This is a genomic window from Corynebacterium maris DSM 45190, from assembly GCF_000442645.1.
Classification (GTDB): Bacteria; Actinomycetota; Actinomycetes; order Mycobacteriales; family Mycobacteriaceae; genus Corynebacterium; species Corynebacterium maris.
In genome coordinates this window covers 22,566-48,350 of sequence record NC_021915.1, presented here as the reverse complement: position 1 = coordinate 48,350, position 25,785 = coordinate 22,566, and the positions used below count along the sequence as shown (strand labels likewise).

General features: G+C 66.3%; 26 protein-coding genes and 1 tRNA gene. 17 read left to right on the top strand and 10 right to left on the bottom strand.

What is annotated here, in order from left to right; translation table 11 throughout:
- The first annotated feature begins 114 nt into the window (after positions 1-114).
- Positions 115-933: a M23 family metallopeptidase gene (locus tag B841_RS00255; protein ID WP_020933466.1), complete on the top strand. Its 819-nt coding sequence runs from the start codon at positions 115-117 to the stop codon at positions 931-933.
- Positions 934-1,023: 90 nt separating this feature from the next.
- On the opposite strand, the gene B841_RS00250 is transcribed toward B841_RS00255, so the two are convergent.
- Positions 1,024-1,539, bottom strand: coding sequence for a ferritin (locus B841_RS00250; protein WP_041631665.1), 516 nt, complete (start codon positions 1,537-1,539; stop codon positions 1,024-1,026).
- A gap of 139 nt (positions 1,540-1,678) precedes the next feature.
- Positions 1,679-2,236 carry an NADPH-dependent FMN reductase gene (locus tag B841_RS00245; RefSeq protein WP_041631935.1) on the bottom strand — a complete coding sequence of 186 codons (558 nt, stop codon included), beginning with the start codon at positions 2,234-2,236 and terminating at the stop codon, positions 1,679-1,681.
- A gap of 409 nt (positions 2,237-2,645) precedes the next feature.
- Here B841_RS00245 and B841_RS00240 point away from each other — a divergent pair, with 409 nt between their 5' ends.
- The gene (locus B841_RS00240) at positions 2,646-3,314 is read left to right on the top strand and encodes a hypothetical protein (protein WP_020933463.1); all 669 of its coding nucleotides are present in this window, start codon (positions 2,646-2,648) and stop codon (positions 3,312-3,314) included.
- 107 nt (positions 3,315-3,421) lie between these two features.
- On the opposite strand, the gene B841_RS00235 is transcribed toward B841_RS00240, so the two are convergent.
- Positions 3,422-4,072, bottom strand: coding sequence for a fasciclin domain-containing protein (locus B841_RS00235; protein WP_041631664.1), 651 nt, complete (start codon positions 4,070-4,072; stop codon positions 3,422-3,424).
- 415 nt (positions 4,073-4,487) lie between these two features.
- Here B841_RS00235 and B841_RS00230 point away from each other — a divergent pair, with 415 nt between their 5' ends.
- Both B841_RS00230 and B841_RS00225 read left to right on the top strand, forming a co-directional pair.
- Complete coding sequence (locus B841_RS00230; RefSeq protein WP_020933461.1) at positions 4,488-4,808, top strand: hypothetical protein; 321 nt, start codon at positions 4,488-4,490, stop codon at positions 4,806-4,808.
- Positions 4,809-4,950: 142 nt separating this feature from the next.
- A complete protein-coding gene (locus B841_RS00225; RefSeq protein WP_020933460.1) occupies positions 4,951-6,078 on the top strand; it encodes an FUSC family protein in 1,128 nt (375 codons plus the stop codon).
- Here the strand turns inward: B841_RS00225 and B841_RS00220 are convergent.
- A complete protein-coding gene (locus B841_RS00220; protein WP_041631663.1) occupies positions 6,075-7,061 on the bottom strand; it encodes an LLM class flavin-dependent oxidoreductase in 987 nt (328 codons plus the stop codon). The two genes, B841_RS00225 and B841_RS00220, sit on opposite strands and share 4 nt — an antisense overlap.
- Before the next feature lie 190 nt (positions 7,062-7,251).
- Here B841_RS00220 and B841_RS00215 point away from each other — a divergent pair, with 190 nt between their 5' ends.
- Positions 7,252-7,572, top strand: coding sequence for a hypothetical protein (locus B841_RS00215; RefSeq protein ID WP_020933458.1), 321 nt, complete (start codon positions 7,252-7,254; stop codon positions 7,570-7,572).
- Between the two features lie 23 nt (positions 7,573-7,595).
- Here the strand turns inward: B841_RS00215 and B841_RS00210 are convergent, their stop codons facing one another.
- A complete protein-coding gene (locus tag B841_RS00210; RefSeq protein WP_020933457.1) occupies positions 7,596-8,588 on the bottom strand; it encodes a S41 family peptidase in 993 nt (330 codons plus the stop codon).
- A 95-nt stretch (positions 8,589-8,683) separates the two neighbouring features.
- On the bottom strand, positions 8,684-9,049 hold the full coding sequence (locus tag B841_RS14020; RefSeq protein ID WP_020933456.1) for a hypothetical protein: 366 nt from the start codon (positions 9,047-9,049) through the stop codon (positions 8,684-8,686).
- On the opposite strand from B841_RS14020, the gene B841_RS00200 reads away from it, so the two are divergent.
- Positions 9,020-9,619: a helix-turn-helix domain-containing protein gene (locus B841_RS00200; protein WP_020933455.1), complete on the top strand. Its 600-nt coding sequence runs from the start codon at positions 9,020-9,022 to the stop codon at positions 9,617-9,619. The two genes, B841_RS14020 and B841_RS00200, sit on opposite strands and share 30 nt — an antisense overlap.
- Before the next feature lie 21 nt (positions 9,620-9,640).
- On the opposite strand, the gene B841_RS00195 is transcribed toward B841_RS00200, so the two are convergent.
- Positions 9,641-10,228, bottom strand: a complete 588-nt coding sequence (locus B841_RS00195; protein ID WP_020933454.1) for a CGNR zinc finger domain-containing protein — start codon at positions 10,226-10,228, stop codon at positions 9,641-9,643.
- A gap of 93 nt (positions 10,229-10,321) precedes the next feature.
- On the opposite strand from B841_RS00195, the gene B841_RS00190 reads away from it, so the two are divergent.
- The 3 genes from B841_RS00190 (at position 10,322) to B841_RS00180 (ending at position 14,539) form a co-directional block, all read left to right on the top strand.
- Positions 10,322-11,389, top strand: coding sequence for an LLM class flavin-dependent oxidoreductase (locus tag B841_RS00190; RefSeq protein WP_020933453.1), 1,068 nt, complete (start codon positions 10,322-10,324; stop codon positions 11,387-11,389).
- Between the two features lie 71 nt (positions 11,390-11,460).
- Positions 11,461-12,483 (top strand): AraC family transcriptional regulator, encoded by a 1,023-nt coding sequence (locus tag B841_RS00185; RefSeq protein WP_020933452.1) that lies wholly within the window; start codon positions 11,461-11,463, stop codon positions 12,481-12,483.
- A gap of 196 nt (positions 12,484-12,679) precedes the next feature.
- Positions 12,680-14,539, top strand: coding sequence for an FAD-dependent monooxygenase (locus tag B841_RS00180; protein ID WP_020933451.1), 1,860 nt, complete (start codon positions 12,680-12,682; stop codon positions 14,537-14,539).
- Between the two features lie 331 nt (positions 14,540-14,870).
- Here B841_RS00180 and B841_RS00175 read toward each other — a convergent pair whose 3' ends face one another.
- The 3 genes from B841_RS00175 to B841_RS00165 form a co-directional block, all read right to left on the bottom strand.
- Entirely contained in the window at positions 14,871-15,218 is a 348-nt protein-coding gene (locus B841_RS00175; protein ID WP_020933450.1) for a hypothetical protein, read from the bottom strand.
- Positions 15,218-15,676 carry a hypothetical protein gene (locus tag B841_RS00170; protein ID WP_020933449.1) on the bottom strand — a complete coding sequence of 153 codons (459 nt, stop codon included), beginning with the start codon at positions 15,674-15,676 and terminating at the stop codon, positions 15,218-15,220. Before B841_RS00170 ends, B841_RS00175 begins: the two co-directional genes overlap by 1 nt.
- 258 nt (positions 15,677-15,934) lie before the next feature.
- Positions 15,935-16,021 (bottom strand) — tRNA-Leu (locus B841_RS00165).
- Positions 16,022-16,207: 186 nt separating this feature from the next.
- On the opposite strand from B841_RS00165, the gene B841_RS00160 reads away from it, so the two are divergent.
- The 8 genes from B841_RS00160 to crgA all read left to right on the top strand — a co-directional run bounded on the left by B841_RS00160 (position 16,208) and on the right by crgA (position 25,751).
- Complete coding sequence (locus B841_RS00160; protein WP_020933448.1) at positions 16,208-17,047, top strand: DUF3662 and FHA domain-containing protein; 840 nt, start codon at positions 16,208-16,210, stop codon at positions 17,045-17,047.
- A gap of 9 nt (positions 17,048-17,056) precedes the next feature.
- A complete protein-coding gene (locus B841_RS00155) occupies positions 17,057-17,518 on the top strand; it encodes an FHA domain-containing protein FhaB/FipA (RefSeq protein ID WP_020933447.1) in 462 nt (153 codons plus the stop codon).
- Positions 17,515-18,954: a PP2C family protein-serine/threonine phosphatase gene (locus B841_RS00150; protein ID WP_020933446.1), complete on the top strand. Its 1,440-nt coding sequence runs from the start codon at positions 17,515-17,517 to the stop codon at positions 18,952-18,954. Before B841_RS00155 ends, B841_RS00150 begins: the two co-directional genes overlap by 4 nt.
- Positions 18,955-18,956: 2 nt before the next feature.
- Positions 18,957-20,354 carry an FtsW/RodA/SpoVE family cell cycle protein gene (locus B841_RS00145; RefSeq protein ID WP_041631661.1) on the top strand — a complete coding sequence of 466 codons (1,398 nt, stop codon included), beginning with the start codon at positions 18,957-18,959 and terminating at the stop codon, positions 20,352-20,354.
- Positions 20,351-21,799, top strand: a complete 1,449-nt coding sequence (locus tag B841_RS00140) for a penicillin-binding transpeptidase domain-containing protein (protein WP_020933444.1) — start codon at positions 20,351-20,353, stop codon at positions 21,797-21,799. The genes B841_RS00145 and B841_RS00140 overlap by 4 nt, the downstream gene beginning before the upstream one ends.
- A gap of 4 nt (positions 21,800-21,803) precedes the next feature.
- A complete protein-coding gene (locus tag B841_RS00135; RefSeq protein WP_020933443.1) occupies positions 21,804-23,372 on the top strand; it encodes a serine/threonine-protein kinase in 1,569 nt (522 codons plus the stop codon).
- Complete coding sequence (gene pknB, locus B841_RS00130; RefSeq protein WP_020933442.1) at positions 23,372-25,393, top strand: Stk1 family PASTA domain-containing Ser/Thr kinase; 2,022 nt, start codon at positions 23,372-23,374, stop codon at positions 25,391-25,393. Before B841_RS00135 ends, pknB begins: the two co-directional genes overlap by 1 nt.
- An 85-nt stretch (positions 25,394-25,478) precedes the next feature.
- On the top strand, positions 25,479-25,751 hold the full coding sequence (gene crgA, locus B841_RS00125; protein ID WP_020933441.1) for a cell division protein CrgA: 273 nt from the start codon (positions 25,479-25,481) through the stop codon (positions 25,749-25,751).
- Positions 25,752-25,785: the final 34 nt, after the last annotated feature.

The window sequence follows — 25,785 nt, the reverse complement described above, 5'->3', positions numbered from 1 at the left end:
TTGTGACCGCAGTTGATAACGAAGCGGTTACGATTCGCTCACAGAGACGCCACGAACCGCTTCCCCCCTCCCCCGCAGCACCGCACGACGGTCACCACGACAGGAGAAGAATACATGCGCATCCAGACTCAGCGGTCGGCCGGCACCGGACACCGTAAGGTGTCCACCCGCTCCCCGAAGCGTCGCCTCGCCCTCGTCGCCGCCACCGCAGGCGCAGTGTCCACCGCCGGCGTCGGCGGCGCGACCGCCGCCACCCTCACCGATGGGCCCGCCGCTTCTTCTGAGGTCGCCGACGTCGACTACAACCTGGTCAACGAGGCCGCCGCGCTGTCCTCCGACGGCGCCCCGCAGATCCTGGCGATCGCAGAGCACAAGCCGACCGCCGGTCTCGCCGACCAGCTGAACAAGGCCGTCGACTACGCCTCCGAGGCCCTCGCCGCCGCGCAGGCCGAACAGGACCTGGCCGCCGCAGCCGCCTCCATGTCGTCGCAGGGCGGCGCCAACCCGGTCGCCTACGCCGCCGCGGCCGCCAGCCCGCAGTCCAACGCTTCCGTGGTCCGCCCGGCGGAGGGTACCTTCACCTCCGGTTACGGCCCGCGCTGGGGCACCCTGCACGCCGGCATCGACATCGCCGCCCCGATCGGCACCCCGATCTACTCCGTCATGGACGGCACCGTGATCAACTCCGGCCCGGCCTCCGGCTACGGCCAGTGGATCCGCGTGAAGCACGACGACGGCTCCATGGCAGTCTACGGCCACATGTCCACCCTGAACGTCGGCGTCGGCGAGCGCGTCCACGCCGGCCAGCACATCGCGGGCATGGGCAGCGAAGGCCACTCCACCGGATCGCACCTGCACTTCGAGATCCACCCGACCGGCAACGGCGCCGTCGACCCGGTCCCGTGGTTCGCCCTGCACGGCATCCACTTCTAAGCGTCTCGCAGTACTGACGAGACTGGCCCGGCCCCTGATTTCAGGGGCCGGGCCAGTGTCGTCTCTCACCCGCCAGCGCAACCGGAGCCGCTACGCCCCCTCGCCGCCGCTGCGGGGATGGGCGGTGGCCAACTGCGCATCGATGCGCAGCAGCCCGGATCCGTCGGCGCCGACCAGACGGATCTGATCGATGATGCCGGAGACGGTGTCCTCCTCCTCGATCTGCTCCTCCAAGAACCAGTTCAGCAACGACCGGCTGTCCAGGTCCCCCACCGAATCCGCGATGCGGACCAGCTCACGGATCATCTCCGAGATCTTTCGTTCATGCTCCAGGGCGATCTCGAAGGCCGCCAACGGCGACTCGATCGGCGTCGACGGCACGGTCATGTCCCCCAGCTCGACGCGCCCGTCGCGCGCGATGAGGTGGTCGGTGAACTTGCTGGCGTGGAACCGCTCCTCGTCGGCCTGATTCACCATCCAGTCCTTCATTCCGGTGAAACTGAGACGGTCCAGCTCATAGGACAGCTGCATGTAGACCAACGACGACTCGAATTCCGCGTTGACCTGCTTGTTCATGGCTTCTCGAAGTTTTTCGTTCATAGTCATGCCCCAATGCTAGGCAGATCCGGGGCCTCGTGTCGGAAGCCCACTTCCACTACATGACCAAGGGCCGGACCCCATACGGGATGATCCGGCCCTCGAGGCGACGGCGGACGTCGAGGCGGCCGCGCAACCGGACGCCGTGTTAAGCGCGCAGCGTCTTGAGTGCCTCCGCCCAGGCGACGACCTGACCAAAGACATCGCCCAGGGCGCCGGTGGCGCCGTCGGTCGGGGCGAAGGTGGACATGTCTTCGAAGTCGTCGCCGAAGGTGAGGAAGACCTGCGCGCGCACGTCCGCCATCTGCAGCTCAGCGGCGATCAGGCGCCATGCCTCGACGGCGCGGGTGCCTCCGGCGCTGCCGTAGCTGACGAAGCCGATGGCCTTGTTGTTCCACTCGGCGTAAAGGTAGTCGACGGCGTTTTTCAGGGCGCCCGGCACGGAGTGGTTGTACTCCGGAGTGACGAAGATGAAGCCGTCATAGGAGGCGATCTTCTCCGCCCAGGCCTTGGTGTGGTCGTTCTGGTACTGGCCCATGGCCGGCGGCATGGGCTCGTCGAGCAGGGGCAGGTCGTAGTCGGCGAGGTCGACGAGTTCGAAGTCGGCGCCCTCGTGCTGCTGGGCGTTGTCGTGGACCCAGTCAGCGACGGATCGGCCGACGCGGTTGGGGCGGGTGCTTCCGACGACGATGGCGATGCGGGTCATGGTGGTCTCCATCTCATGCCTGGGGGTTGGGACACCCTCCACGCTAGACACGACCGCGCCACCCCCGCCACCGATCGCGGAGGAAAAGGAACAAGCCCTGCGCGGTGCCGCCGCCTCCCGACATCTCGTGGAAGCCATTCGTCGACTTACCATCTTTCTTAAAGTAAAATTATATTTTATTCATCAATCTTGCGTGTGTATCAACGTCTCTAACTGCTAAAAATAACGAGAACGGTGTCTGCCCCCTAGTTTGGGGGCTAGCGTGCGCGACATCTTGTGTCTACTTTTGAGGAATAATTTATAAAACATCCAGGGGCCGACAATCGACCTTTCTCACACCTCGTATCGACCACCCCCACGGTCGCCATTTATGCCTGACCGCTCGATGATAAGGGAGACCGCTCGCCCCATGCCGACCATTACGCCGAACCGAGAACTGCACCAACTTTTCATGGACTGGGGATTCGACCCCCTCCCTTCGGCACACGCTTACACCGGCATGGTCGCCATCCCGGAATCGACCCGGGAACAGGAAGTCCACGTCGTCTTCACCGAAGACAACACCCATTTCCACCTGCAATCCGTCGTAGAGGCAGAGGGCGCCGCCGACCGCCTCACCATTGACGCCGCCGCCCAGCGTGTTCTCGAAGGCCTCGAAGTCGAGGTGAACAGCCGGGTGGCACTGCATTCGCAGCGTTTCTCCGTCAACAAGGCGGAGCAGGACTTCAGCCAGGTCCTGCAGAAGGTGCTCTGGATCGCCAACCACGCCGACAGCGCCGCCCAGGAGGCGCGGGATGGCCGCGCCCGCTTCCACGAGCTCACCGGCCTGGTCGGCCGTCAATTCGATGCGACGGAGAACCTGAGCAAGCAGGACCTGATGCGGTTAATTCACGGACTGCGGGAAATGTTGGACCTGAACCCCAACCAAGAGCTGTGGGCCCTGCTGCTCGGCGGGGCAAGCAAAAACTCCCTCCACTTCTGGTCGATCGGGGGCGAGAAGATGTCCCAGGAGCCTTGGGACCGGGTCGCCGAGTTCCTCACGGCCTACGGGAAGCGCCGCGGCTGGGAATTGAGCTGAGCGGGCGCCGCCCTCAGCAGCCGCCCGACCACACGAAAACGGGCCCGCATGGTGACCATGCGGGCCCGTTTCATGTCCCGATTCAGGAGTTGTCGTCCCGCCCGTAATTACGGGGTGGGGCTGAGAACCCCGTCAAGGACGTGGATGACGCCGTTGCTGGCCTCGACGTCGGTGTCCACGACGTTGATGCGGTTGCCGGCGGTGTCGAGCAGGACGACCTGCTCGCCGTCGACCTCGATGGTGAAGGTGCCGCCCTGGACGGTCTCGACGGTCTCGCCGTCCATCTCCAGGACGTCGGCCGCGAAGACCTCTCCGGCGACGACGTGGTACTGCAGGATCTCGGAGAGGTCACCCTCCGGGTCAGCCAGCAACTCGTCGAGGGTGCCCTCCGGGAGAGTCTCGAAAGCCTCGTCGGTCGGCGCGAAGACGGTGAACGGGCCCTCGCCACGCAGGGTCTCTTCCAGGCCGGCGGCCTGGACAGCGGTCACCAGGGTGGTGAAGGAGCCGGCGCTGACGGCGGTGTCGACGACGTCCTCACCCTCGGCGGCCGCGGCGTCGGTTTCCTCGGTGGTGGTCTCCTCGGTAGTGGTTTCTTCCGCGGTGTCCGCCTCCGTAGTTTCGGTCTCGGTGGCCTCCGTGGTCTCGGTGGCGGTCGTCTCCTCGGTGGTGGTGTCCTCCGTGGTGGTGCCGTCCTCGGCACAGGCCGCCATGAACAGGGCGAGGCTGAGAACTCCAGATGCTGCAAGGGTGCGCTTCATTGCTGAGAACCTTTCGTAGGTACGGGTGTACCGACAAGTTTCCCAACAAAATCTCCGCGTTTCAAGGGTTTGGGAGCCATTTCTTGAAATTTCAGTATTTTGCCAGGCTAGCAAAAATCTGACCTGGGGATTCTGGAAAAAGATCTGAATAATATAACTTTATTAGCCTGGCTAAGTACCCCCCACACACCCCGTCGCACGCACGCTGCACGCAGCACCGGCCACTCACCCCCGCCGCGCGACATCGGGCACGACAGACGCCGCCCGGCTCCAGGAAGCACCATCATCTCAACTAGGCCGACACCCCAGCTACCTGGCTTTGTCCGGCTCCCGCCACGCCCACACACCGATAAAAGGTGGCGCGCACCCGGCTTCTTATTCACACTGGACACCACACCCAACGAAAGGATTCACCATGGCTGACGGCAACTTCATCACCCTCCACGAAAAACTCAACGAACTGCTCGCCCAGAACAGCATGGAGGACTTCGACGAATCGGAACTCGAGTTGAATTCCGTCTCCTCCCTGCACGCCAAGGCGGACGCGTTGTGCGCGGCACACGGCGGCGACCCGTCGAACCTGCCCAGTGAGACCCTCGCCCAGCTGCACCCGAAGCTCGATCAGCTGCTCGAGGGGAACGACGTCGCCACCGATTCGGAAAACCCCGACACCTTGGCCTCGGTGGAGGCCAAGCTCGACGCGGTCCGCGCGGCGCGCGGCGGCAAAGACGCGTAGTTCCTCCTCGCACTGACGGCCACCCGCCCGGCCGCATCGTGAAGGCATAGCTTCCCTGCACGTGGTGTTATAGAGGGACGGGACGGTGCTGATGCGACCTTCCCGCCACCGAATCACCGTCTGACATGTGGAGGGCTGTCTTTTGTCTTCTCCGGCCCCGATGCAGGCCCTGGCCCGCCAGTTTCGTCATCTCCGCCATTCCCCGGAGATCGCCACCCATCTGCTGCAGCTGGCTAAAGCGGTCGTCGCGGCCACTGTGTCGTGGTGGGTGGTGGTCGAGTTCTTCGACTCCCAGGTCCCCTTCCTCGCCCCGTGGATGGCATTGGTGACGGTGTATCCCACCGTCTACCAATCCCTGTTCCGCGGCGTGCAGTCGTTGGTGATGTCCTGGCTGGGGGTGGGCCTATCGTTTGTCGTCGGCTACTTCCTGGGCGTGAACTTATGGACGTTCGGCCTGGCCCTGCTGGTGGGGATGCTCTGCGGGCTTCTCCCCGGCCTGCGTAAAGAAGGCACGACCATGGCCACGACCGCGATCTTCGTTTTGTCCAGCGCGTTTATGGGCGAAGATCTGCTGGTGGTGGATCGGATCGTCGAAGTCGGGATCGGGGTGGCGGTGGGAGTCGCGGTCAATGCCCTGTTGGTGCCCCCGCTGCAGGATCAGCAGGCCGCCTGGTACATCGACTCCGCCAACCGGAAGATCGGCGAAGTCCTGATCGACATGGCCGACGAGTTCTCCGGCTCCTGGGAAACCACGCAAGCCGACGATTGGCACGACCGCACCAAGACAATGAGCGAGAACCTCTCCAGCGCATGGCAGGCGGTGCGTGCCGCGAAGGAGAGCCACCGCTTCAACCTGCGTCGGCACCTCCCCGGCCCCCGGAAACAACGCCGCGGCGGGCGGCTGCTGCTTGACGACGTCGGCGGGGACGCCTCCTACCAGCAGATCCTGGAGCGCACCGACGAAGCCGTGACCCATCTGCGTCACCTGACCCGCACCCTGCGGGAGGCGACGTACGCCGACAGCCGCTGGGACGACCAGTTCCGGAGGCGGTGGTCGGACATCGTCCGCAACGCCGGCCACGCCATCGCCGACCCCTCCATCGACGTCAGCCCGTGCCACGACCAGCTCTTGGAGCTGGCGGAGGACATGTCCGGCGACGTCGACCTGCCCGCCCAGCACTGGCCGCTCTACGGCTCGCTGATCAGCAGCATGCTCCACATCGTCGTCATCACCGGCGACGTGGCCTCCACCAGGAGGACCCGCGGCTAGAACCAGACGTCGGCCAGCAGCTGCAGCGAACGATCGCGCACGGCCGGGTCAAAGGCGTAGGTGACGGTAATCAGCTCATCGGCGCCGGTGCGATCCACGAACTCCTCCATCTGGGCCTTCGCGGTGTCCGGCGAGCCCACGGCCTTGATCCGCAGCATGGAGTTGGCCCCGCTGAGCATGGTGCTCGGGTTCGGCTCCACCGGGGGTTGGAGCTTGCGGCTGCGCCCGACCTGGATGTCTCCGAACATCTGCTCCACCACGGTGAATTCCCGCTCGGCCTCGGCGTCGGTATCGGCGACCATGACGTTGATGCCCGCCATGACGTAAGGCTTGTCGATCTGCGCGGTGGGCATGTCGGTGGTGAAGCTCTCCCGGTACACCTCGATGGCCTGGTCGATCTGGTCCGGTGCGAAGTGCGACGCCAGGGAAAACGGCAGGCCCAGCTGTCCCGCGATCGACGCGCCGTTGACGGTGGAGCCGAGCACCCACACGGGCACGTCGGTGCCGGCCGACGCCGCAGAGACGATCGGCCTGCTGTGGGAAGTGCCGGTGTCGCTGAACCAGCCCTGCATGTCATAGATGCTTTCCGCGAACTCCTGCGGATCGCCGGAAGACCGGCTCAGCGCCTGGGCGGTCATGCGGTCGGTGCCCGGCGCGCGCCCCAGTCCCAGGTCAATCCGGTCGCCGTACATGTTGGCCAGGGTCCCGAACTGTTCGGCGACCATCAGCGGGGAGTGGTTAGGCAGCATCACCCCGCCCGAACCCACCCGAATCTGGTCGGTCAGCGAGGCGGCCCGGGAGATCAGCAGCGAGGTGGCGCTGGAGGCCAGGTTGGGGGTGTTGTGGTGTTCGGCGAACCAGAGCCGGTGGTATCCCAGCCGGTCGGCGAGGCGGGCGGAGTCCATCGACGCGGCGATGGCGTCTTCGGCGGTGCTGCCCTCGGAGATGGAGACGAGATCAAGAATATTCAACGGTGTAGCCAAAGCGGGGTGTCCTCAAATCTTTTAAGCAGTAAATACGTCCACCAGGAACAACCGTCGTCAGGTGCGAATCATTCCTTGGTCCGGTCGGCGGCTTGCCGCTTATCGACGCCCGCCCGCACCGCCAGGCGGGCCCGGGACTTCTTGCCCATAATGGGAAGCCACACCTTCCCCCGCGGAGAAAGGCCGGGCCATGACCCACGTAAGCTACACCACGCTGCACGAGAAGCTGGACGCCCTGCTCGATGAACTCGGCGTGCCCGAGGTCGACGTCTCCGGGCTGAACCCGGAATCGGCGGCCTCGTTGCACGCCAAGGTCGACGCCCTGTGCGCCGTCCACGGCGGTGACCCGGCGGGCCTCGCCGGCGACACCCTCGCCCAGCTGCACCCCAAGCTTGACCTGCTGCTCACAGACCACGGAGGCCCGGCCACGCCCGATCACCCGGACAGCGTGGCGTCGGTGAAAGACAAGCTGGACGCGATCAGCCGGCAGCGCACCGATGGCGATGCCTGAGCTGGATCTGGAATTTGTGTGATTTACCCGCACCCGTGTTCGTCGCTCAACCACTGTCTGGCCTTACCCATCGGGTCTGAGTCGATCACCTCGTCGGGCCGGACAGGGACGTCATGGAAGATCTCTCCGGTGCGGTCTTTGGCCTGCGCCACGGTGAGTATCAGCTGGGCCCCGTCGGGCATGGTCACCACCGTGTTCGCCGATGTGTACCCCGCGGTGGGCATGCCGAAGCTGCGGGTGTAGTCGAGGCCTCGGAAAGCCAGCATGGTCATTTCCCCGGAGCTGGCGGTGCGGGCGTCGACAAGCACCGCCACGGGAAGATCGTGCTGCCCGGCGCCGTCGACGCTGGCCGGGGTGCCGCCGCCGCGCACGCTGTGACCGTCGATGATCACCGGCCGTTCGCTGTGCTTGTCGACGAACGCCAACGCCTCCCCGTCCGGCAACAACCCCGCCAGCCCGGCGAGCATCGGGCCCATGTCCCCTCCGGTGTTGCCGCGCAGATCCACGACCACCCCGCAGGCGCCGTCGTCCACCGCGCGGTCGAGGCCATGGGCCAGCCGATTCGCGTAGTCCCGGGAGTCGTCCTCCATGCGGTGCGCGGGCACGGCGGCGACGGCGACGTCGTCGCGGGTGGTCACGGCGGGTTGTTGCAGCGTCGTCGTCAGATAGTCTTCGCGTTCCTCGGGGGTGAGCAGCCGGGAGTGCTTTCCACCGGCGACGGTGAGAGCGGCGTTGAGTTCGTCGTGGATCTCGGCGACGTCCTCGGCCTGCGCCGCGGCGTCTTCGGCGGCGGCGCGAGCCTGCGCGAATTCCGAGGAGGAGGCGTACACGCCGCGTTGTTGCGCGGCGTCGAGCACCACCGCGGCGTAGCGCTCGGGCGTGGGTGGGACGACGAAGATCGGCCGGCCCAGCAACGCGGCGCCGTAGGCCGGGCCCCACACATACAGCGCCGCCACGGCTGCGAGCGCCAGCACGGCGACTATGCCCGAGCAGCCGATCAGCATCTTTTTGCCCATGGTCGGTCACAGTAACCGCGGGCCACCGGCCCCGCCATCGGGCAGGGTCGGGAGCAGGGGCAGGGACAACCCCTAAGGCGGACCTTCTCGTAGACCTACTGGGCGGTGGCTTCCGCGCCGTTGACGGCGGACTCCACCAGGTTGCTGCGCTCCAGCGGAGTGTTGTCGCGCACGGCGTCGATCCACTGCCCGCTGGTGCCGACCGCCGCGAGATTGGAGTTCAACAGCGCCATCATCGTGGTGTGGACGGTCTTCGCGTCGGCGGCGCCGGCCGAGTTGGACAGGTTGATCGCGCCGGTCGCGTCCGAAAGGACCTCGGTGGTGAATCCGCGCTGTTCGCCTTCCTCACCGAGACGATCGCCGCAGCCCATCACCGGGGCACGAAAGCCGTCAGCCTGTGCCTCGGCGCGATACCGCTCGCCCAGGCGGGCGTGCTCCAGGAGCGTCCGGCGGTCACCCACTGGCACGCCTTCGACGAGTTGTCCCGGCGCAACGCCTCGATCCCCTGGGATGACTCGGTGCTCTACCTCGACCACGGTGACGTGATGACCTCGGCGGGCACCGCCGCCGGGCTCGACGCCTGCCTCCACCTGGTCCGGTCTCAGCTCGGTTCCGACGCTGCCGCGCATGTCGCGCGCAGCCTGGTCATCGCGCCGCACCGCGACGGCGGCCAGGCCCAGTTCGTGGAGCGCCCGATCACGCCGGCGGCGGAGAATGCGCCAATCGCCGCCGTGCTGGACTGGATCGACGAGCACTTGGAAGGTGATCTCACGGTCGCCCGGCTGGCCGAGGTCGCGCACATGAGCACCCGGACGTTTCTCCGGGAGTTTCAGGCCGCCACGGGGTCTGGGCCGAGCGCGTGGGTGCGACGTCGGCGCCTGGATGAGGCGCGCCGGTTGTTGGAGGTGACAGACCATCCGGTGGAGCAGGTCGCCCAGAAAGTCGGTTTCGGCGGTTCCGCGACACTGAGGCAGAACTTCCGGGCAGCCTTCGGGGTGCCACCCGCGGCCTATCGCAGCCGCTTTTTCTGACGGACTGACTTGCATGGGGCGTCACGACGTCGTGGCCTGTTTCTTCTTGGCGTAGGCGCGGGCGGCGCGCACGCGATCCCCGCACCGGGTGCTGCACCAGTGCCGCCGGGCATGGGTGCGCAGAAACACTCGGTCGCAGGACGGCGCCCCACATTGTTCGAGGGAGCCGGCCTCCTCCCCCGCCAGGAGGGCGGCGGCGTCGTCCGCGATGCGCGCCATGGCGTGCTCTACGAGCTGGGTGACGGGGTGGCCGGTGACGCGGGCGAAACCGCGGCCGGGTTCGTGGACGAGCGTGAGCGTCTGCGGAACCATCCTGACGGCGGCGTTGACCTCGGCGAGCACCTGCGCATCGGGCGTCTGCCCTGCGAGGTGGGCGTCGAAAAGGTGTCGGAGCTGGGAGCGCAGCGTCGTGAGTTTGGCGTGGCAGTAGTCCTGCAGCCGGGTGTCGTCGGGCACAAGCCCGTGGTCCACCAGCCAGGCGGTGGTCGCTATGGGGCCGTCGAGGAGTTCCACGGCGTCGTTGCCGGGCACCGCGAACAGTGTGCTGATCAGTGCGAGGGACGGGTGCTCGGCGGCGCCGGGCACCGCGGGCGGCAGCGAATTATTCATGCAAGTCATGGTAACAGGAACGACTTTCCGTGATAAGACTGCTAACGTACTGTCACGGAAACACAATGATCCATCCATGAGAACTGAGGACACATGCACATCCCCCCGAAGTCCGGCTCCGCCCCTTTCACCCTTTCGGTGCTGGACAACGCACTGACCAGCATCGGCACCACCGCCCAGGAGGGTCTGCAGGGAGTCATCGACCTGGCCGGACTGGCCGACCGCCGCGGCTACCACCGCTTCTGGCTGAGCGAACACCACGCCATGCCCGCCGCCGCGACCTCCTCCCCGCAGCTCATGCTTTCCCGCCTGACTGCGGAGACAAAGAACATCCGCCTTGGCGCGGGCGGAGTGATGCTGCCGAACCACTCCTCCCTGATGATCGCGGAGCAGTTCGGCATGCTGGAGGCCCTGGCCCCGGGGCGCATCGACTTGGGGCTCGGGCGCGCCCCGGGCACCGACGGCGCCACCGCCGCCGCACTGCGCCGGCACCAGAGCGCCAATGACCACTTCCCGCAGCAGGTGCTCGAATTGCTCGGCTTCCTGCAGGCCGACTTCCCCAATGGCCACCGCTACCAGAACGTCCACGCCGTCCCCGGGCCCTGGCAGGCGCAGATCAACCGCGTGCCCGGCTCAGTCAGCCTGCCCGATGTCTGGGTGCTGGGCTCGTCGACTTACTCTGCCAGCCTCGCCGGCCAGCTCGGCCGCCCTTATGCCTTCGCCCTGCAGTTCGGCGACTCGGACGTCGACAGCGCTTTCCAGCTGTACCGGGAGAGCTTCCGCCCGTCCGGAATCATCGACGAGCCGCACACCCTGGTCAGTGTGCTCGCGACGGCCGACCACGACGCGGAGGAGGCCCGCCGCCAGACGCTCTCTAACTCCATGGCGATGCTGCAGATGTTCCAGCGCAAACCCTTCGCCTCCTTTTCACCGGAAGAAGTGGAGAACTACCCGGCGACACCGCAGGAGCGTCAGGTCATCGACACCTATGTGAACCAGACCTACCACGGCACGCCCGCCCAGGTCGCCGACCGCCTGGAAGAACTACAGGGGCGCACCGGTGCCGATGAGATCATGCTCGTGGTCTCCGGCCATACCCGCACGGCCCTGAACACGACCGTGGATCTGGTGGCTGATCATTACGGCATGTCGGCCGACTAAGCAGTGTCTACCGACGCCCGCTGCGCGCTGACCCAGGGATTCAGGGGCAGGGCACTAAGCTGTGTGCCACCATGTCTGAGCGCCCAGAACAGCCCGACCATGAGGTCCCGAAACTCCTGCGGTTCACCACCCAGGGCATCGTGCCCAACGACCGGGTCCAGATGTGGGAGGGCCACAACGCCCGGGCGTTGCTGCCCTTAGACATCCGGACGCTGAACAACCGGCCCATGCGGGCAGCGGAGACCAACCTGCACCTGCCCTCGGTGCGGCTGGCCAGCGTGTACGGCTCCTCGCAAGTGGTGGAGCGCTCGGAGAGCTTCATCAACGACAACCCCACCGGCATGATCGCCATTTTCTTTGCGACGGAAGGCGACGCCTTCTTCTTCCACCGCGGCGGCAACATCTCCCTGCGGCCCGGACAGGCGATCGTCTACGACGCCGACCTGCCGTTCATGCGCGGTTTCGATGACGGTTTCCGCGAGCTCGTGCTGACCATCCCGAAGCAGCGCTACCGGGAGATGGTGGGCAAGACCGGGGCGGAGCTTCCTGCCGTGTTTGATTTCGGCCCCACCGCAGGCCCAGGGGAACAAGCGTTGGCGCGGCTGGTCAGCCGCACGCTCCAGCACATCGCCGCCGGGGAGACCACACATGTCACCCACACCGAGCCCAGCGCGAAACCGCTGCACAGCGTCGAAGACGAAGCCCTGGGGCTGATCCGTAATGTGCTCGGCGAACCGGCCAGCCACAACAAGGGCCTGATCAGCGCGGCCCGGCACCACATCGAACTCAACATCACCGACCAGGACCTCAGCCCGGCGGATATTTCGGCGGCCGTCGGCATCAGCGAACGACAGCTCAGCCGCATCTTCGCCGGTGCCGGCACCACGATCAGCCGCTACGTGTTGACCAAGCGCCTGGAGCTCACCCACCGTGCCTTGGCCGCCCCGGAGCAGGACACGCTGACGGTCGGTGAAATCGCCCGGCGCTTCGGGTTTGCCTCACCGAGCCACTTCAGCCGGACTTTCCGCGCCCACTTCGGGATGACTCCGCTGCAGTGGCGGAAGGAAGCCCAGCGGCAGCGTCTGTGGGACTGACAGGGAGGTTGTCCTCCCCCACTCTTGCCTGAGCCGGACGCGGTTTGGTCTGGCACGGACAAGTCTGCGTCCGCCCCTATCCAGCGACTGTGACGGTCGATACATTCTTGTCAATGCCACGCCGGTATCCAGTATCGACGGCGCGGAGAATCGACCAGCTCAGGGCTCACGGGGCCCGCCTGCGAAAGGACGCACCATGCAGTTCCACGTTTCCGGTTACAGCACCAAAGATCCGCTCACCCTTCCCGCAGAAGGCACCGGCGTTGACCGGCCAGACGACGTCCCGGAGCAGGTCGACGTGCTCATCGTCGGCGCCGGCCCCGCCGGCACCATCGCCGCAGCGCAGCTGTCCCGCTTCCCCGGCATCACCACCCGCCTGGTGGAACGCCGCGGCCACCGCCTGGAACTAGCCAACGCCGACGGCGTGCACTCCCGCACCGTGGAGACGATGGCGACGTTCGGCGCCGCCCACCAGATCCTGGCCGAGGCGCACGAGATCACCGACATGGCGTTCTGGAAGCCGGACCCGAAGAATCCCAGCGAAATCATCCGCGACAACAGCACCCGCGAACTGCCCCAAGACATCAGCGAGTTCCCGCAGGTGCTACTGACCCAGGTGCGGCTCATCGACCACCTCAACCGGTTCATGAAGAACGCGCCCACCCGCATGGAACCCGACTACGGCTACGAGTTCAACGACCTGCAGATCTCCGAGAACTCCGACGCGGAAGACTACCCCGTCACCGTCCAACTGACCCGAACCCTGGAATCCGGAGAAACGGAAGACGTCACCGTCCGCGCCAAGTACGTCATCGGCGCCGACGGCGCGCGCAGCAAGGTGCGCAAGTCCCTGGGCTACCGCCTGCGCGGCGACCAGGCCAACCACGCCTGGGGCGTGATGGACATTTACGCCGACACGGACTTTCCCGACGTGCGCAAAAAGTGCACCATCAAATCCGAGACTGGACGCACCATCCTGCTGATCCCCCGCGAGGGCGGCTACCTGTTCCGTCTCTACGTCGACCTGGGCGAAGTCGCAGAAGACAGCGACAAGTCGGTGCGCGACACTCCGTTAGAGGAGGTCATCAAAACGGCCAACGACATCCTGAGCCCGTACACCGTGACGGTCAAAGACGTCGTGTGGAACTCGATCTACGAGGTCGGACACCGGCTGGCCGACCACTTCGACGACCGCGTCTCCGAGAAATCCTCCGGCGAACACCCCCGCGTGTTCATCGTCGGCGACGCCTGCCACACGCACAGCGCGAAGGCCGGCCAAGGCATGAACGTCTCCATCCAAGACGGCTTCAACCTCGGCTGGAAGTTGGGGCACGTGGCCAGCGGCAACAGTCCCCGTGAGCTGCTGAACACCTACAGCGAGGAACGCGAGGAGATCGCCCGCCGCCTCATCGAATTCGACAAAGAATGGTCCACGCTGATGGCCAAGCCCGCCAACCAGCTCGGCAGCGCCACCGAAGTCGAAGAGTTCTACCAGTCCACGGCAGAATTCAACGCAGGCTACATGACCCAGTACGAACCCTCGATGATCACCACCGAGGCCACCCACCAGAAGCTGGCCGGCGGCTACCCCATCGGACGACGCTTCAAGTCCGCCCGCGTGGGACGGGTCTGTGACCTCGTGGAGCTACACCTCGGGCACCAGGCCACGTCCGACGGCCGAGTGCGACTGTATGTCTTCGCCGACTCCCCCGCGCCGGGCGAGGACTCTGCGGTTAAGGACTGGGCCGGGTGGGCGGAAGGCAAACTCGACCCCACGCTCATCGACGCCAAGGTGATCTACCAGCAGCCCTACACCGAATTCGACATGCTGGACGTGCCGGCGGCCTTCAAGCCCCGGGTCGGGCACCTGGATCTGGTCGATCTGGAAAACGCTTTCGGAGTGTTGGAGGGCGAGAACATCTTCGAACAGCGCGAGATCTCCCGTGACGGCGCCGTGGTGGTCGTCCGCCCGGACCAGTACGTCGCCGGCGTCTTCCCACTGACCGACACCGAGGGCTTGGGCGACTTCCTGGGCGGGATTTTTCCGAACATGTAGGCGTTCCCCACATATCTCTGAGGTCTCGGGTGGTCATTGACTGCCCGAGGCTTTCGCCTTCCTTGCCTGAACAATCGAGCTTTCCCGGTCAAGAAGAAGATGCGCCGCAGAAGACACCAAGGCTGGACAAGTTCGGGTCTCTGCCGACGGCAGGGGCGACGACCTGTCCAGGCAGTGGCTGACAAGACATAAGCGTCGCAGGCAAACCCGGCGTAGTTGCGGTCAGGAAAGCATCGATGTTGCCCGCAAACGAGACCCAGGCTGGAGGAAGTCGGTGGGCCTGATGTTGGCCATCGCTTACCTGCCGTAGGACACTACTTCCGAGATGCCGCTACTTCGTTTCGTTTGGGTGGTTGGTGTGCACCTGCTCGAGAAATACCGTGTGCCCATCTACATAAAACCAGATCCGCGCAGTACCTTTTGCCGTCGGTTTATGCTGCCAGCGGTCATAGCGCGCCTCGCCTCGCCGGATCGTGGCGAGCTCACCTTTGAGTCGGTAGTTCGTCGACGTCGTATCCAACGGCGTCCTGGTCAAAAAGTCCCACGCGTGCGCCATTGGGTTGCGGATCGTCGCAACCAGATCGCGCCACCCCTTGCGGGCGTGGGTGGTGGCGAAACGGATCTCATACTCTGTCTTCCTTGGCGGGCGGGGGGCCAGCTCGCCCTTTTTCGCAGCCACTACGGCCGTTCCACAGTCTCGTCATCATCGAGCCATTGAAGGTCAGCGTTGCCCAGGCCGGTGGCCACGGCCGTGGCCGTCTCTTTCCAGGAGGTCAGCTCGCTGAGCACCAGATGGGGTTGCTCAGTGGAAAACGAGGCACGCGCGGCGTCGAGAAGATCCTGGGCACACGCCTCACGATCTGCCGGAGATAGAGCGAGCATCCAAGGAAAGGCCTTTGTCAAACGCTCGGCAAATGTACCGTCGGAGTCGATCGTGGCGGTGATCAGGTGAGCGGCGAAGTCGAGGAGGCGAGCACGTCCGTCGGCCTCACGCCGTGACATCAATACCAGCGGTTCACCGTCACGACGCGTGATCATGATGGTGTGGTTTTCGGCTTCGGCGAAGACCTCGGCCGAGTGCTTACTCAAATCCGAGGAGCGTCGGGTCCGGTAGGGGAAATCAGCTGCGAGGGCCATACCCCCACCCTATTCGGAACGTATTCGGAATTCTAGGGGTGTTCGACGAACCCGGAGATTAATTCTTTAGAACGCCACTGCTTTCGTACAACGCCCAATGCCCCGAGAGCCATGAACCATTCCTCACACCAGAACCTGCGGGCAAGATTCCCATAAAGCCCATCTCACGACCAGCCAACACCAAAAACAAAAGAAACCGGAGGTCACACCCTCTTTCGAGTTTGTGACCTCCGGTGCTTGCAGTTCAAGAACTGCATATGGTGCCCGGGGAGGGACTTGAACCCTCACGTTCTTGCGAACACTGGCACCTGAAGCCAGCGCGTCTGCCAATTCCGCCACCCGGGCGGGCGACTTATTTAATATAACAACAGCAGTTGGATATACACAAATCGCCAGCTCATGACGGCTTTCGATGCACTAAAATCACTGTGTCCGAGCCGCCGCGCATGTCGCAATGGCTACGGATTAGGGGCCGGGTCATTCTATACTGTCCGCACCGGCCTTAATTGGAAGTAGAAAGGAGGCCGCTTCATGTCTTTTATGGTTCAGCTGGCCAAGTTCGACAGCCGTCTGCAACGCGGCCTCGACAACGCTTTCGCCCTCGTCTTCGGTGGGCGTGTCGTGCCCGCCGAGATTGAGGAGCTGCTCAAGCAGCAGGCCATGGACAACCTCACCGCCACCGACGACGATCACCTGATCGCCCCGAACGTGTACACGGTGGGCGTGTCCTCGAGAGATCTGGAAAACCTTTCCCAGGACCAGGGCCTACCGGCGCGTTTCGCCGAGCAGATGACCCGTTTCACCCGTAACCAAGGGTGGGAGCTCGCAGGTGAGCCAGTGGTACGCATCGCCGAGGAATCGGGCTTGCGTACAGGTCAGCTGCGGGTATCGTCCTACATCTCTCCCGACCCTGAGCTCGTCAGTGGCTTTGACGCCATCGAGACGGACCCTGAGCCGGCCGCTTCCCCACGGGATTCTGCGGCCGCAACTTCCCTAGAGCCTGAGGAGGCCGAAGTGACTGAGATCTTCAACCGCGAGGGATCAACCTCAAGCCAGAGCGCGACGATGACGCCGGTGGTGTCGTTGTTGCTGCAGGACGGCTCTTCGCGGACGCATCACCTGCAGGAGGGATCCACCATCATCGGCCGCAGCAACGCGGCGGATTTCCGCCTGCCGGACACGGGCGTGTCCCGTCAGCATGCGGAGATCACGTGGGACGGCCGCGACGCCGTCCTGGTCGATCTGGAGTCGACGAACGGCACGACCGTCAACCAGACCCCGATCGACAACTGGCTGCTCGGTGACGGCGACGTCATCACCATCGGCCATTCGAACATCGAGGTTCGCATTTACACTCCCGACAACGTTTAAGGAGGGGCGATGGATACGGTTGTGCTGACAGCCATTCGTTTCGGCCTGTTGATCCTGCTGTGGGTGTTCATTCTGGTCGCCCTCAACGCCATGCGCGTGGACGCGAATAAGGCGGCAGGTCAACGCCGGACGAGCAAGAAGGCGGGCAGCACGACCAGGGCCGCCGTCTCTCGTGAGAAAGTGGGCCACCTGACGGTGGTCGAGGGTCCCTTGCAGGGCTCGCACATGGATATTTCTTCCCTGTCCGAGGTCGTCATGGGCCGTAGTTCGGACTGCCACTTCGTACTCGGCGACGACTACGCGTCGTCGCGCCACGCCCGGTTGTTCCGCCGCGGCTCCGAATGGTTCGTCGAGGACCTGGAGTCGCGCAACGGCACCTTCGTCGGCGGCTACCGCATCGACCAGCCCGAGCAGGCGTCCACCGGCGCGGACATCAAGATGGGTCGAACGACAGTGAGGTTGATTCCGTGAGCCTGATCCTGAATTACGCGGTCTCCTCGGATCGCGGGTTGGTGCGCCAGGACAACGAGGACTCCGCCTACGCGGGCCCGCACATCCTGGTCCTGGCGGACGGCATGGGCGGGCATGCGGCCGGCGAAATCGCCAGCCAGATCATGGTCAACCACATGATCAAGCTCGACCGCGACCCGCAGGACAACGATCTTCTGGCGCTGTTGGGCGGATACTCGGACGACGCGAACCGCGAGATCGCCCAGACGGTGCGCACCCAGCCGGAGACGGAGGGCATGGGCACCACCCTGACGTCGCTGCTGTTCAACGGCACGCACTTCGGTTTGATCCATGTCGGCGACTCCCGCGGCTACCGTCTGCGGGACGGGAAGCTCGAGCAGATCACCGTGGACGACACGTTCGTGCAGTCGCTGGTGGAAAAGGGCAAGCTTGATCCGGGCGACGTGTCGTCTCACCCGCAGAAGGCGCTGATCCTCAAGGCTTATACCGGCACGCCGGTGGAGCCCTCGCTGCGCATCCTGGACGCCAAGCCGGGCGACCGGCTGCTGCTGTGCTCCGACGGTTTGTCTGATCCGGTGACGGCGTCGACGATCGAGGAGGCGCTGCGCCAGGGCACCCCGGAGATCGCCACGCAGCGGCTCGTGGAGCTGGCGCTGCGTTCCGGTGGTCCGGACAACGTCACCGTCGTCGTCGCCGACGTCTTGGAGGACACGGAGATCGACGAGAAGACGCGCGCCCAGGTGCCGAAGACGCCGGTCACCGCCGGCGCCCTCAACGGCCCCGTCGAGGTCTCGCACCCGGACACGGCCGCCGGCCGGGCCGCCGCGCTGTCGCGGCCCGCGGCCAGCGCCCAGCCGAATAAATCGGTGTCCGTCCCGCCGCCGGCCGTCGAGAAGTTCGACGAAGACGAGCCCGGCGACGACGCCGAGGAGGGCCCCAGGAAGGGGCGCTGGATCGGAGTGATCGTCGCGCTGCTGGTGATCCTGGGATTGATCGGCGGCGGTTGGTGGTTGTACTCACGCATGGACGACAACTATTTTCTCGCCGCGGAAGAAGTCGACGGCGAGGAACGCTTCGTCATCGAACAAGGCGTGAACTTCTCCGTCTTCGGACGCGACCTCCACGAACCCGTGCAGGGGGCGTGCCTGAACGCAGGCGACGACCTCCGGGTCCTCGACCTGGCGGACCTTCCCGCGGCGGGGGACGACGACTGCGCCGCCTTCGGCCCGCAGGATCTGCCGGAATCGGCGCGCGCCGGCTTGGACGCCCTCGACGGCGGCAGCTACGAACAGGTGACGCAACAGCTGCGTAACCTCGCGCAACAGGCGTTGCCGGTGTGCATCACCGTGGAGCCGGAGGACCCCGACGCCGAGACACAAACCGAAGCCGGGGCGGGCGACCTCGCCCAGCCCGGCGTGAACTGCCGGGAGGTGTGATCATGAGCCGACTTCTTTCCCGACGCACGGAACTGGGCCTGCTCGTTCTGGCCACCGTCGTGCTGGCGCTGATGCTGGTCTCGCTCGAACTTTCCCAGGGCAACGCCCTGACCACCGACATGCTGTGGCTGATCGGCGGCTTCATCGCCGTCTTCGCGATCGCCCACTTCGTGATCTGCTTCGCGGCGCCGCACGCCGATCAAATCATGTTGCCCATCGCCGCGGTGCTCAACGCCATCGGCCTGGTGATGATCTATCGGCTGGACCTGGCCTCCGGCGGCGCGCTCGCCTCCCGGCAGGTGCTGTGGACCCTGGTGGGCGTGGTGCTCATGGTCGCGGTGCTGTTCATTCTCTCCGACCACCGCACCCTGACCAGGTACTCCTACCTGCTGGGCCTGGCCGGCATCATCCTGCTCGCCCTGCCGCTGGTGTGGCCGCAGCCGCCCGGCGCGGAGGCGCGCATCTGGATTTGGGTGGGCCCGCTGTCGGTGCAGCCGGGCGAGTTCTCCAAGATTTTGCTGCTGTTGTTCTTCGCGCAGCTGCTCACGCAGAAGCGCGCGCTGTTCACGGTGGCGGGCTACCGCTTTTTGGGCATCACTTTTCCCCGGCTGCGTGACTTGGCGCCGATTCTGGCGGTGTGGTTCATCGTCATCATGATCATGGCGGTGTCCAATGACTTCGGCCCGGCGCTGCTGCTGTTCATCACGGTGCTGGGCATGTTGTACATGGCCACGGGCCGAGTGTCCTGGCTGGTGATCGGTCTGGTGCTCATCGCGGTGGGCGGCACTGCGGTGTATGCGGTCTCGGGCAAGATTCAGGAGCGAGTGACCAACTTCCTGGACCCGATCGGCAATTACGACACGACCGGCTATCAGCTCAGTCAGGCGTTGTTCGGCATGAGTTGGGGCGGGTTGACCGGCACCGGACTGGGCGAGGGTCATCCGGAGACCGTGCCGGTGGCGCATTCGGACTTCATTTTGGCCGCGATCGGCGAGGAGCTGGGCCTGATCGGTCTGGCTGCGGTGCTGGTGCTGTTCGCGGTGCTGGTGGCCCGTGGTTTCCGGGCGGCGCTGACGGTGCGCGACTCCTACGGCAAGCTCGTGGCCGCCGGGTTGTCGTTGACGATCGCCGTGCAGGTGTTCGTGGTCACCGGCGGGGTGACGGCGCTGATGCCGATGACGGGTCTGACGACTCCGTTCATGTCCGCCGGCGGTTCGGCCCTGATGGCGAACTACGTGTTGTTGGGGCTGTTGCTGGTGATTTCGAATTCGGCCCGCCGGCCGAAGGAGCAGGACGCGGCGGAGGCCGCGCAGCGGCAGCTGTCGGCGGGTGATCCGGCCAGCCCGGGCACCGCCATGATTCCGGTCGCCGATCCGAAGGCACGGGGGTCGCGCCGATGAACAAGTCCATTCGCTGGAGCGCGTTGTTCGCGCTCGTGTTGACGCTGATTCTGCTGATCAACATCACGATCGTGCAGGCTTTCCGGGAAGAGGAGTACGCCCAGAACGCCTTGAATCCGCGCGGTCTCTACGAGATGCAGCAGACGCACCGCGGGCAGATCAACGCCGGCGGGCAGGTGCTCGCGGCGTCGCAGGCCGATGAGAACGGCATTTACGACCGTTCTTATCCGACGATGCCGGTGGAGTTTGGCCCCATCCTGGGTTATCTCTCCGACCAGTACGGCACCGCCGGCCTGGAGGCCAGCTTCAACGGGGTGCTCACCGGCACGGATTCCACCGTCGCCGGAGCCCGGTTGTGGGATTCGCTGACGGGTGCAGAGCAGCGCGGCGCCAACCTGGAGCTGACGGTCGACCCGAATCTGCAGCAGGTGACGTACAACCAGCTGGCGCAGAACGGTTATGAGGGCGCGGCGGTGGCGATGCGCCCGTCGACGGGTGAGGTGTTGTCGCTGGCGTCGACGCCGTCGTACGACCCGAACCCGTTGACGGAGTCCGCCACCGCCAGTCAGGCGTGGGAGTCGCTGAACAACGATCCGGGGCAGCCGTTGATCAACACGGCGACCCAGGAGACGTTGCCACCGGGGTCGATCTTCAAGGTCATCACCACCGCCGCGGGTCTGCAGGCCGGGTACACCCCGGATTCGCAGCTGACCGGCGCCGCGGAGATCACGCTGCCGGACACCGTCACCACGCTGACCAACTACGCGGGCCAGACCTGCGGCGGTTCGCCGACGGTATCGTTGACCACCGCCTTCTCCTTGTCGTGCAACACCGCGTTCGTGGAGATGAGCACGGACATCGGCGCGGAGGGCCTGCGGTCGACGGCCGAGGCTTTCGGCGTGGGCGAGACCTACGACCTGGGGCTGCAGATGTCGCCCGGCGGCATGGGCGAGATGCCCGACGCCGCCGCCGTGGCGCAGTCTTCCATCGGCCAGCGCGACGTGACCATGTCCGCGCTACAGGCCGCGGTGATGGCGGCGACCGTCGCCAACGACGGCCGCCGCATGGAGCCCTACCTGGTGGAGACGATCACCGAGCCCGACCTGACGGTGCTGCGGGAAAACGAGCCCCGGGAGATCACCCAGGCCGTCACCCCGGAGGAGGCCGCCACGCTGGAGGGGTTGATGTTCGCCTCGGAGCGGGCCACCTCCGGTTATGACGGCAACGGCTACGCCTCCAAGACGGGCACCGCCGAACACGGCGACGGCAGCGTGGGCCCGCACGTCTGGTACGTGGCCTATGACCCCGCCAAGGACGTGGCGGTGGCCGTGGTGGTCAAGAACGGCGGCGGTTACGGCGCCAGCGCCACCGGCGGGCAGCTCGCCGCCCCCATCGGGCGCACGATGTTGGCCACCGCCCCGGCCGCCGGCGAGGGAGGTGCCTAGCACCATGGAAAACAAGGAACAGCTGCAGGGCTTGCTCGGCGACGATTACACGCTGCAATGGGTGATTGGCCGCGGCGGCATGTCCACCGTGTGGCTCGCCGACGACAACCGCAGCGACACCGAAGTCGCCGTGAAAGTGCTGCGCCCGGAATTTTCCAACAACGACGAGTTCTTGGCCCGCTTCCGCAACGAGGCCGTCGCGGCGGAGGACATCCACTCCGACAACGTGGTGCGCACCTACGACTACCGGGAGGCCCCGGACCCGGCGGGCCACACCTTCTGTTTCCTCATCATGGAGTACGTGCGCGGCGAGTCGCTGGCCGATCTGCTGCAGCGGGAGAAGGCGCTGTCGGAGGAACTCGCCCTCGACGTGATGGAGCAGGCCGCCCACGGCCTGTCGATCCTGCATCGCCACGGGCTGGTGCACCGCGACATCAAACCCGGCAACCTGCTGGTCACGCAGAACGGCCAGGTCAAGATCACGGACTTCGGCATCGCGAAGGCCGCGGCCGCGGTGCCGTTGACGCGCACCGGCATGGTGGTGGGCACCGCCCAGTACGTCTCCCCGGAGCAGGCGCAGGGCCAAGAGGTCGGCGCCCCTTCCGACGTGTACTCCCTGGGCGTGGTGGGCTACGAGATGCTCGCCGGCGAACGCCCCTTCATCGGCGACAGCGGCGTGTCCGTGGCGTTGGCGCACGTCAACAACGCCCCGCCCGCCCTGCCGACGACGGTCAGCGCCCCCACCCGGGAATTGATCGGCATCTCGTTGCGCAAGGATCCGGCCACCCGCTTCGCCGACGGCAACGAACTGGCGTTGGCCGTCTCCGCCGTGCGGCTCGGGCAGCGCCCGCCGCAACCGGCGTCGGCGGCGATGAACCAACTCGCCGCCGAACCGTCGCCGACCGCGTCCACGCACATGCTGGGCCAGACGGCGCAGCCGACGACGATCCACCCGGCCGCGGCCGCGGCCGGGGCCGCCGGCGCCGCACCCGGCCGTCCCCGGACGGCGGACCAGCCCGTGATCGCCCGGCGAAAACAGCAGCGCTCCGGCGGCGGTTTCGCCGTGGGCCTGCTCATTGCACTCGCCGCGGCGGGCGCCGTGGCCGCGGGCATTTGGGCGGCGGCCAGCGGCGTCTTCGACGGACAGGCGGAAGAGACGACGACCCCCGCCACCACGACGATGCCGCCGGAGATCGTCACTGAATGGGTCACCCCCACGCAGGAACAGGCCCCGGTCGAGCCGACCACCGTGACGCAAGAGCCGACGGCTCCGCAGCAACCGCAGCCGCAGCCCAGCCCGACGGACCCGGGGACCGCTCCCCCACCGGCCGGCCCGCCCACCACGCAGGCCCCGGCGCCGGGCCCGGGCCCCTCGCAGCCGGGGAACCCGCCGCAGCCGGATCCGGCTCCGGCGGACCCGGGAACCGGTAACAATGGAGGAGACGGCACAGGCGACGACGCCGGCGGCACCGGTGGCGGCGCGACGAACGGCGCGCAGCCTGCACTGCCTCCCGCCGACGAGTCGAACGGCGAGTCAGGTCAACTGCCCGAGTCCTTTGAAGGGGGCGCGTAATGGCACTGCTCAACGACCGGTATGAACTCGGCGACGTCATCGGCACCGGCGGCATGTCGGACGTCTACCGCGCCGACGACACCCTGCTGGGCCGGGAAGTCGCCGTGAAGATCCTCAAACAGGAGCTGACCCGCGACGTCAACTTCCGGGAACGCTTCCGCCGGGAGGCGCAGAACTCCGCCCGCCTGAACCACCCCAACATCGTCTCCATCTACGACACCGGCGAAACCGAGATCGAGGGTTTCCAGGTGCCGTTCATCGTCATGGAGATCATCTACGGCCGCACCCTGCGCAGCATCGTCCGCGAGGACGGCCCGCTCTCGCCCGACGAGGCCGCGGAACTGCTCGTGCCCGTGTGCTCGGCGCTGCAGTCCTCCCACGACGCCGGCATCATCCACCGCGACATCAAACCGGCGAACGTCATGGTCACCAACACCGGCGCGCTGAAGGTCATGGACTTCGGCATCGCCCGCGCGCTTGACGACGCCACCTCCGCCATGACCCAGACCGCCGCGGTCATCGGCACCGCCCAGTACCTCTCGCCGGAACAGGCCCGCGGCAAATCCGCCGACGCCCGCTCCGACGTGTACGGCCTGGGCTGCGTCCTCTACGAAATGGTCACCGGAGAACCTCCCTTCGCGGGTGACAGCCCGTTTGCCGTGGCGTATCAGCACGTGCAGGAGGATCCGCAGCCGCCGTCCGAGCGCATCGGCGCGGAGACGCTCTCGCCCACCGCCGCCTTGAACATCGACGCGGTGACGCTCACCGCCATGGCCAAACACCCGGCGGACCGCTACCAATCCGCCGCCGAGATGGGCGAGGACCTGGCGCGGCTGTCCCGCGGTTCCGTCACCCAGGCCGCCCGCGCCCACGTGGACCCCGCGGACGAGGAGGCGCCCACCACCGTGGCCCCGCCCGTCGCCGCCGGAGCGGCCGCGGGCACGGCCGCCACGAAACTGGCCGCCGCCACCCCGCCTCCAGCGGAACCCGCGACGACGGCCGCCGGCGCGCACCCGGCCCAGGCCGCCCCCGCCGCCCGCACCAACTGGGCGAAGTGGATCGCGATCCTGCTCGCGGCGTTGATCGTGGTGGCCCTCGGCGTCTTCGCCCTGGACTTCTTCCGCACCACCGGCGGCAACGGCTCCGAACCCGGTACGACGACGATCTCTGACGAGGCCGCGGTGCCCGACGTCGTCGGGTGGCAGGAAAACGACGCCGTCGCCGCGCTGGAGGAGGCCGGCTTCACCGTCGAGATCGAGGAGGAACCCAGCCCCGAGGTCGAGCGCGGCTTCGTCACCGGCACCGACCCGGCCGCCGGATCGATGCTGCGCCCCGGCACCACCGTCACCCTGTCGGTGTCCAGCGGCCCGGAAATCACTGACGTGCCCGACCTCACCGGCCTGACCGCCCAGGAAGCCCAGGAGGCGCTCGACGAGGCCGGTCTGCTGCTGAACTCGCAGGTCAACGAGGAGCGCTCCGACTCCGTCGAGGCTGGCCAGGTGCTGTCGCAGAACCCGGCGGCCGGCTCGCAGATCTCGAAGGGCACCCAGGTCAGCATCACCGTCTCCGCGGGGCCGAACCTGGTCACGGTGCCGTCGCTGCGCGGCATGCAGCTCGAGGAGGCGCAGGCCACGCTCGGGTCGTTGAACCTGGTGGCCGACGTCAGCTACCTCGACTCGGCCTCGCCCGAGGGGCAGGTGTTGCGCGTCATCGACGCCGGCTCCCAGGTCGCCCCCGGGTCCACGGTGACGCTCGAGGTGTCCAACGGCATGATCATGTCCATGCCGGACGTCACTCGCCTGAACCGGGCGGACGCGCTGCAGGAGCTGCGCGACGCCGGCTGGCAGGGCAGCGACCAACAGCTGGTCGTGGGCGAACCCGTGGGCACGGGCGCGCTTCTCGACGAAGGGCTGGTCGCAGTCTCCGAGCCGGTCGCCGGCGAGGAATTGCGCTCCGACGCTAATGTCACGATCCGGCTGTACGATTTCGACCTGGCGGAGCTCGCCCCCCGGCTGCCCTGACGTCCAGGCGGCCTGCGGGGCGGCTGCTAGGATTGCCCTCAAGTTCACGTCGATTCCGTCAATCGCCCCGTGTTTAAGGATATAGATGCCTAAAGCCAAGATCACTCAGAATTCCGCCGTTCCGTCGTCGAGCGGCACGTCACCGAGCCGGACTCCGGTCAAGATCAACAGCGGCGGCACCCCGAAGTGGTACATCGTGCTGATGTTCGGCTTCATGCTCGCCGGCTTGGCGTGGCTGGTGGTCAACTACCTCGCCGGCCCCCAGATCCAGTTCATGGTCGAACTCGGCCCCTGGAACTACGCCATCGGCTTCGGCCTGTTCATCGTCGGCCTGCTGATGACGATGGGATGGCGTTAGCGCCACCGCCCTGCCCGGCCCTCGCACCACACGG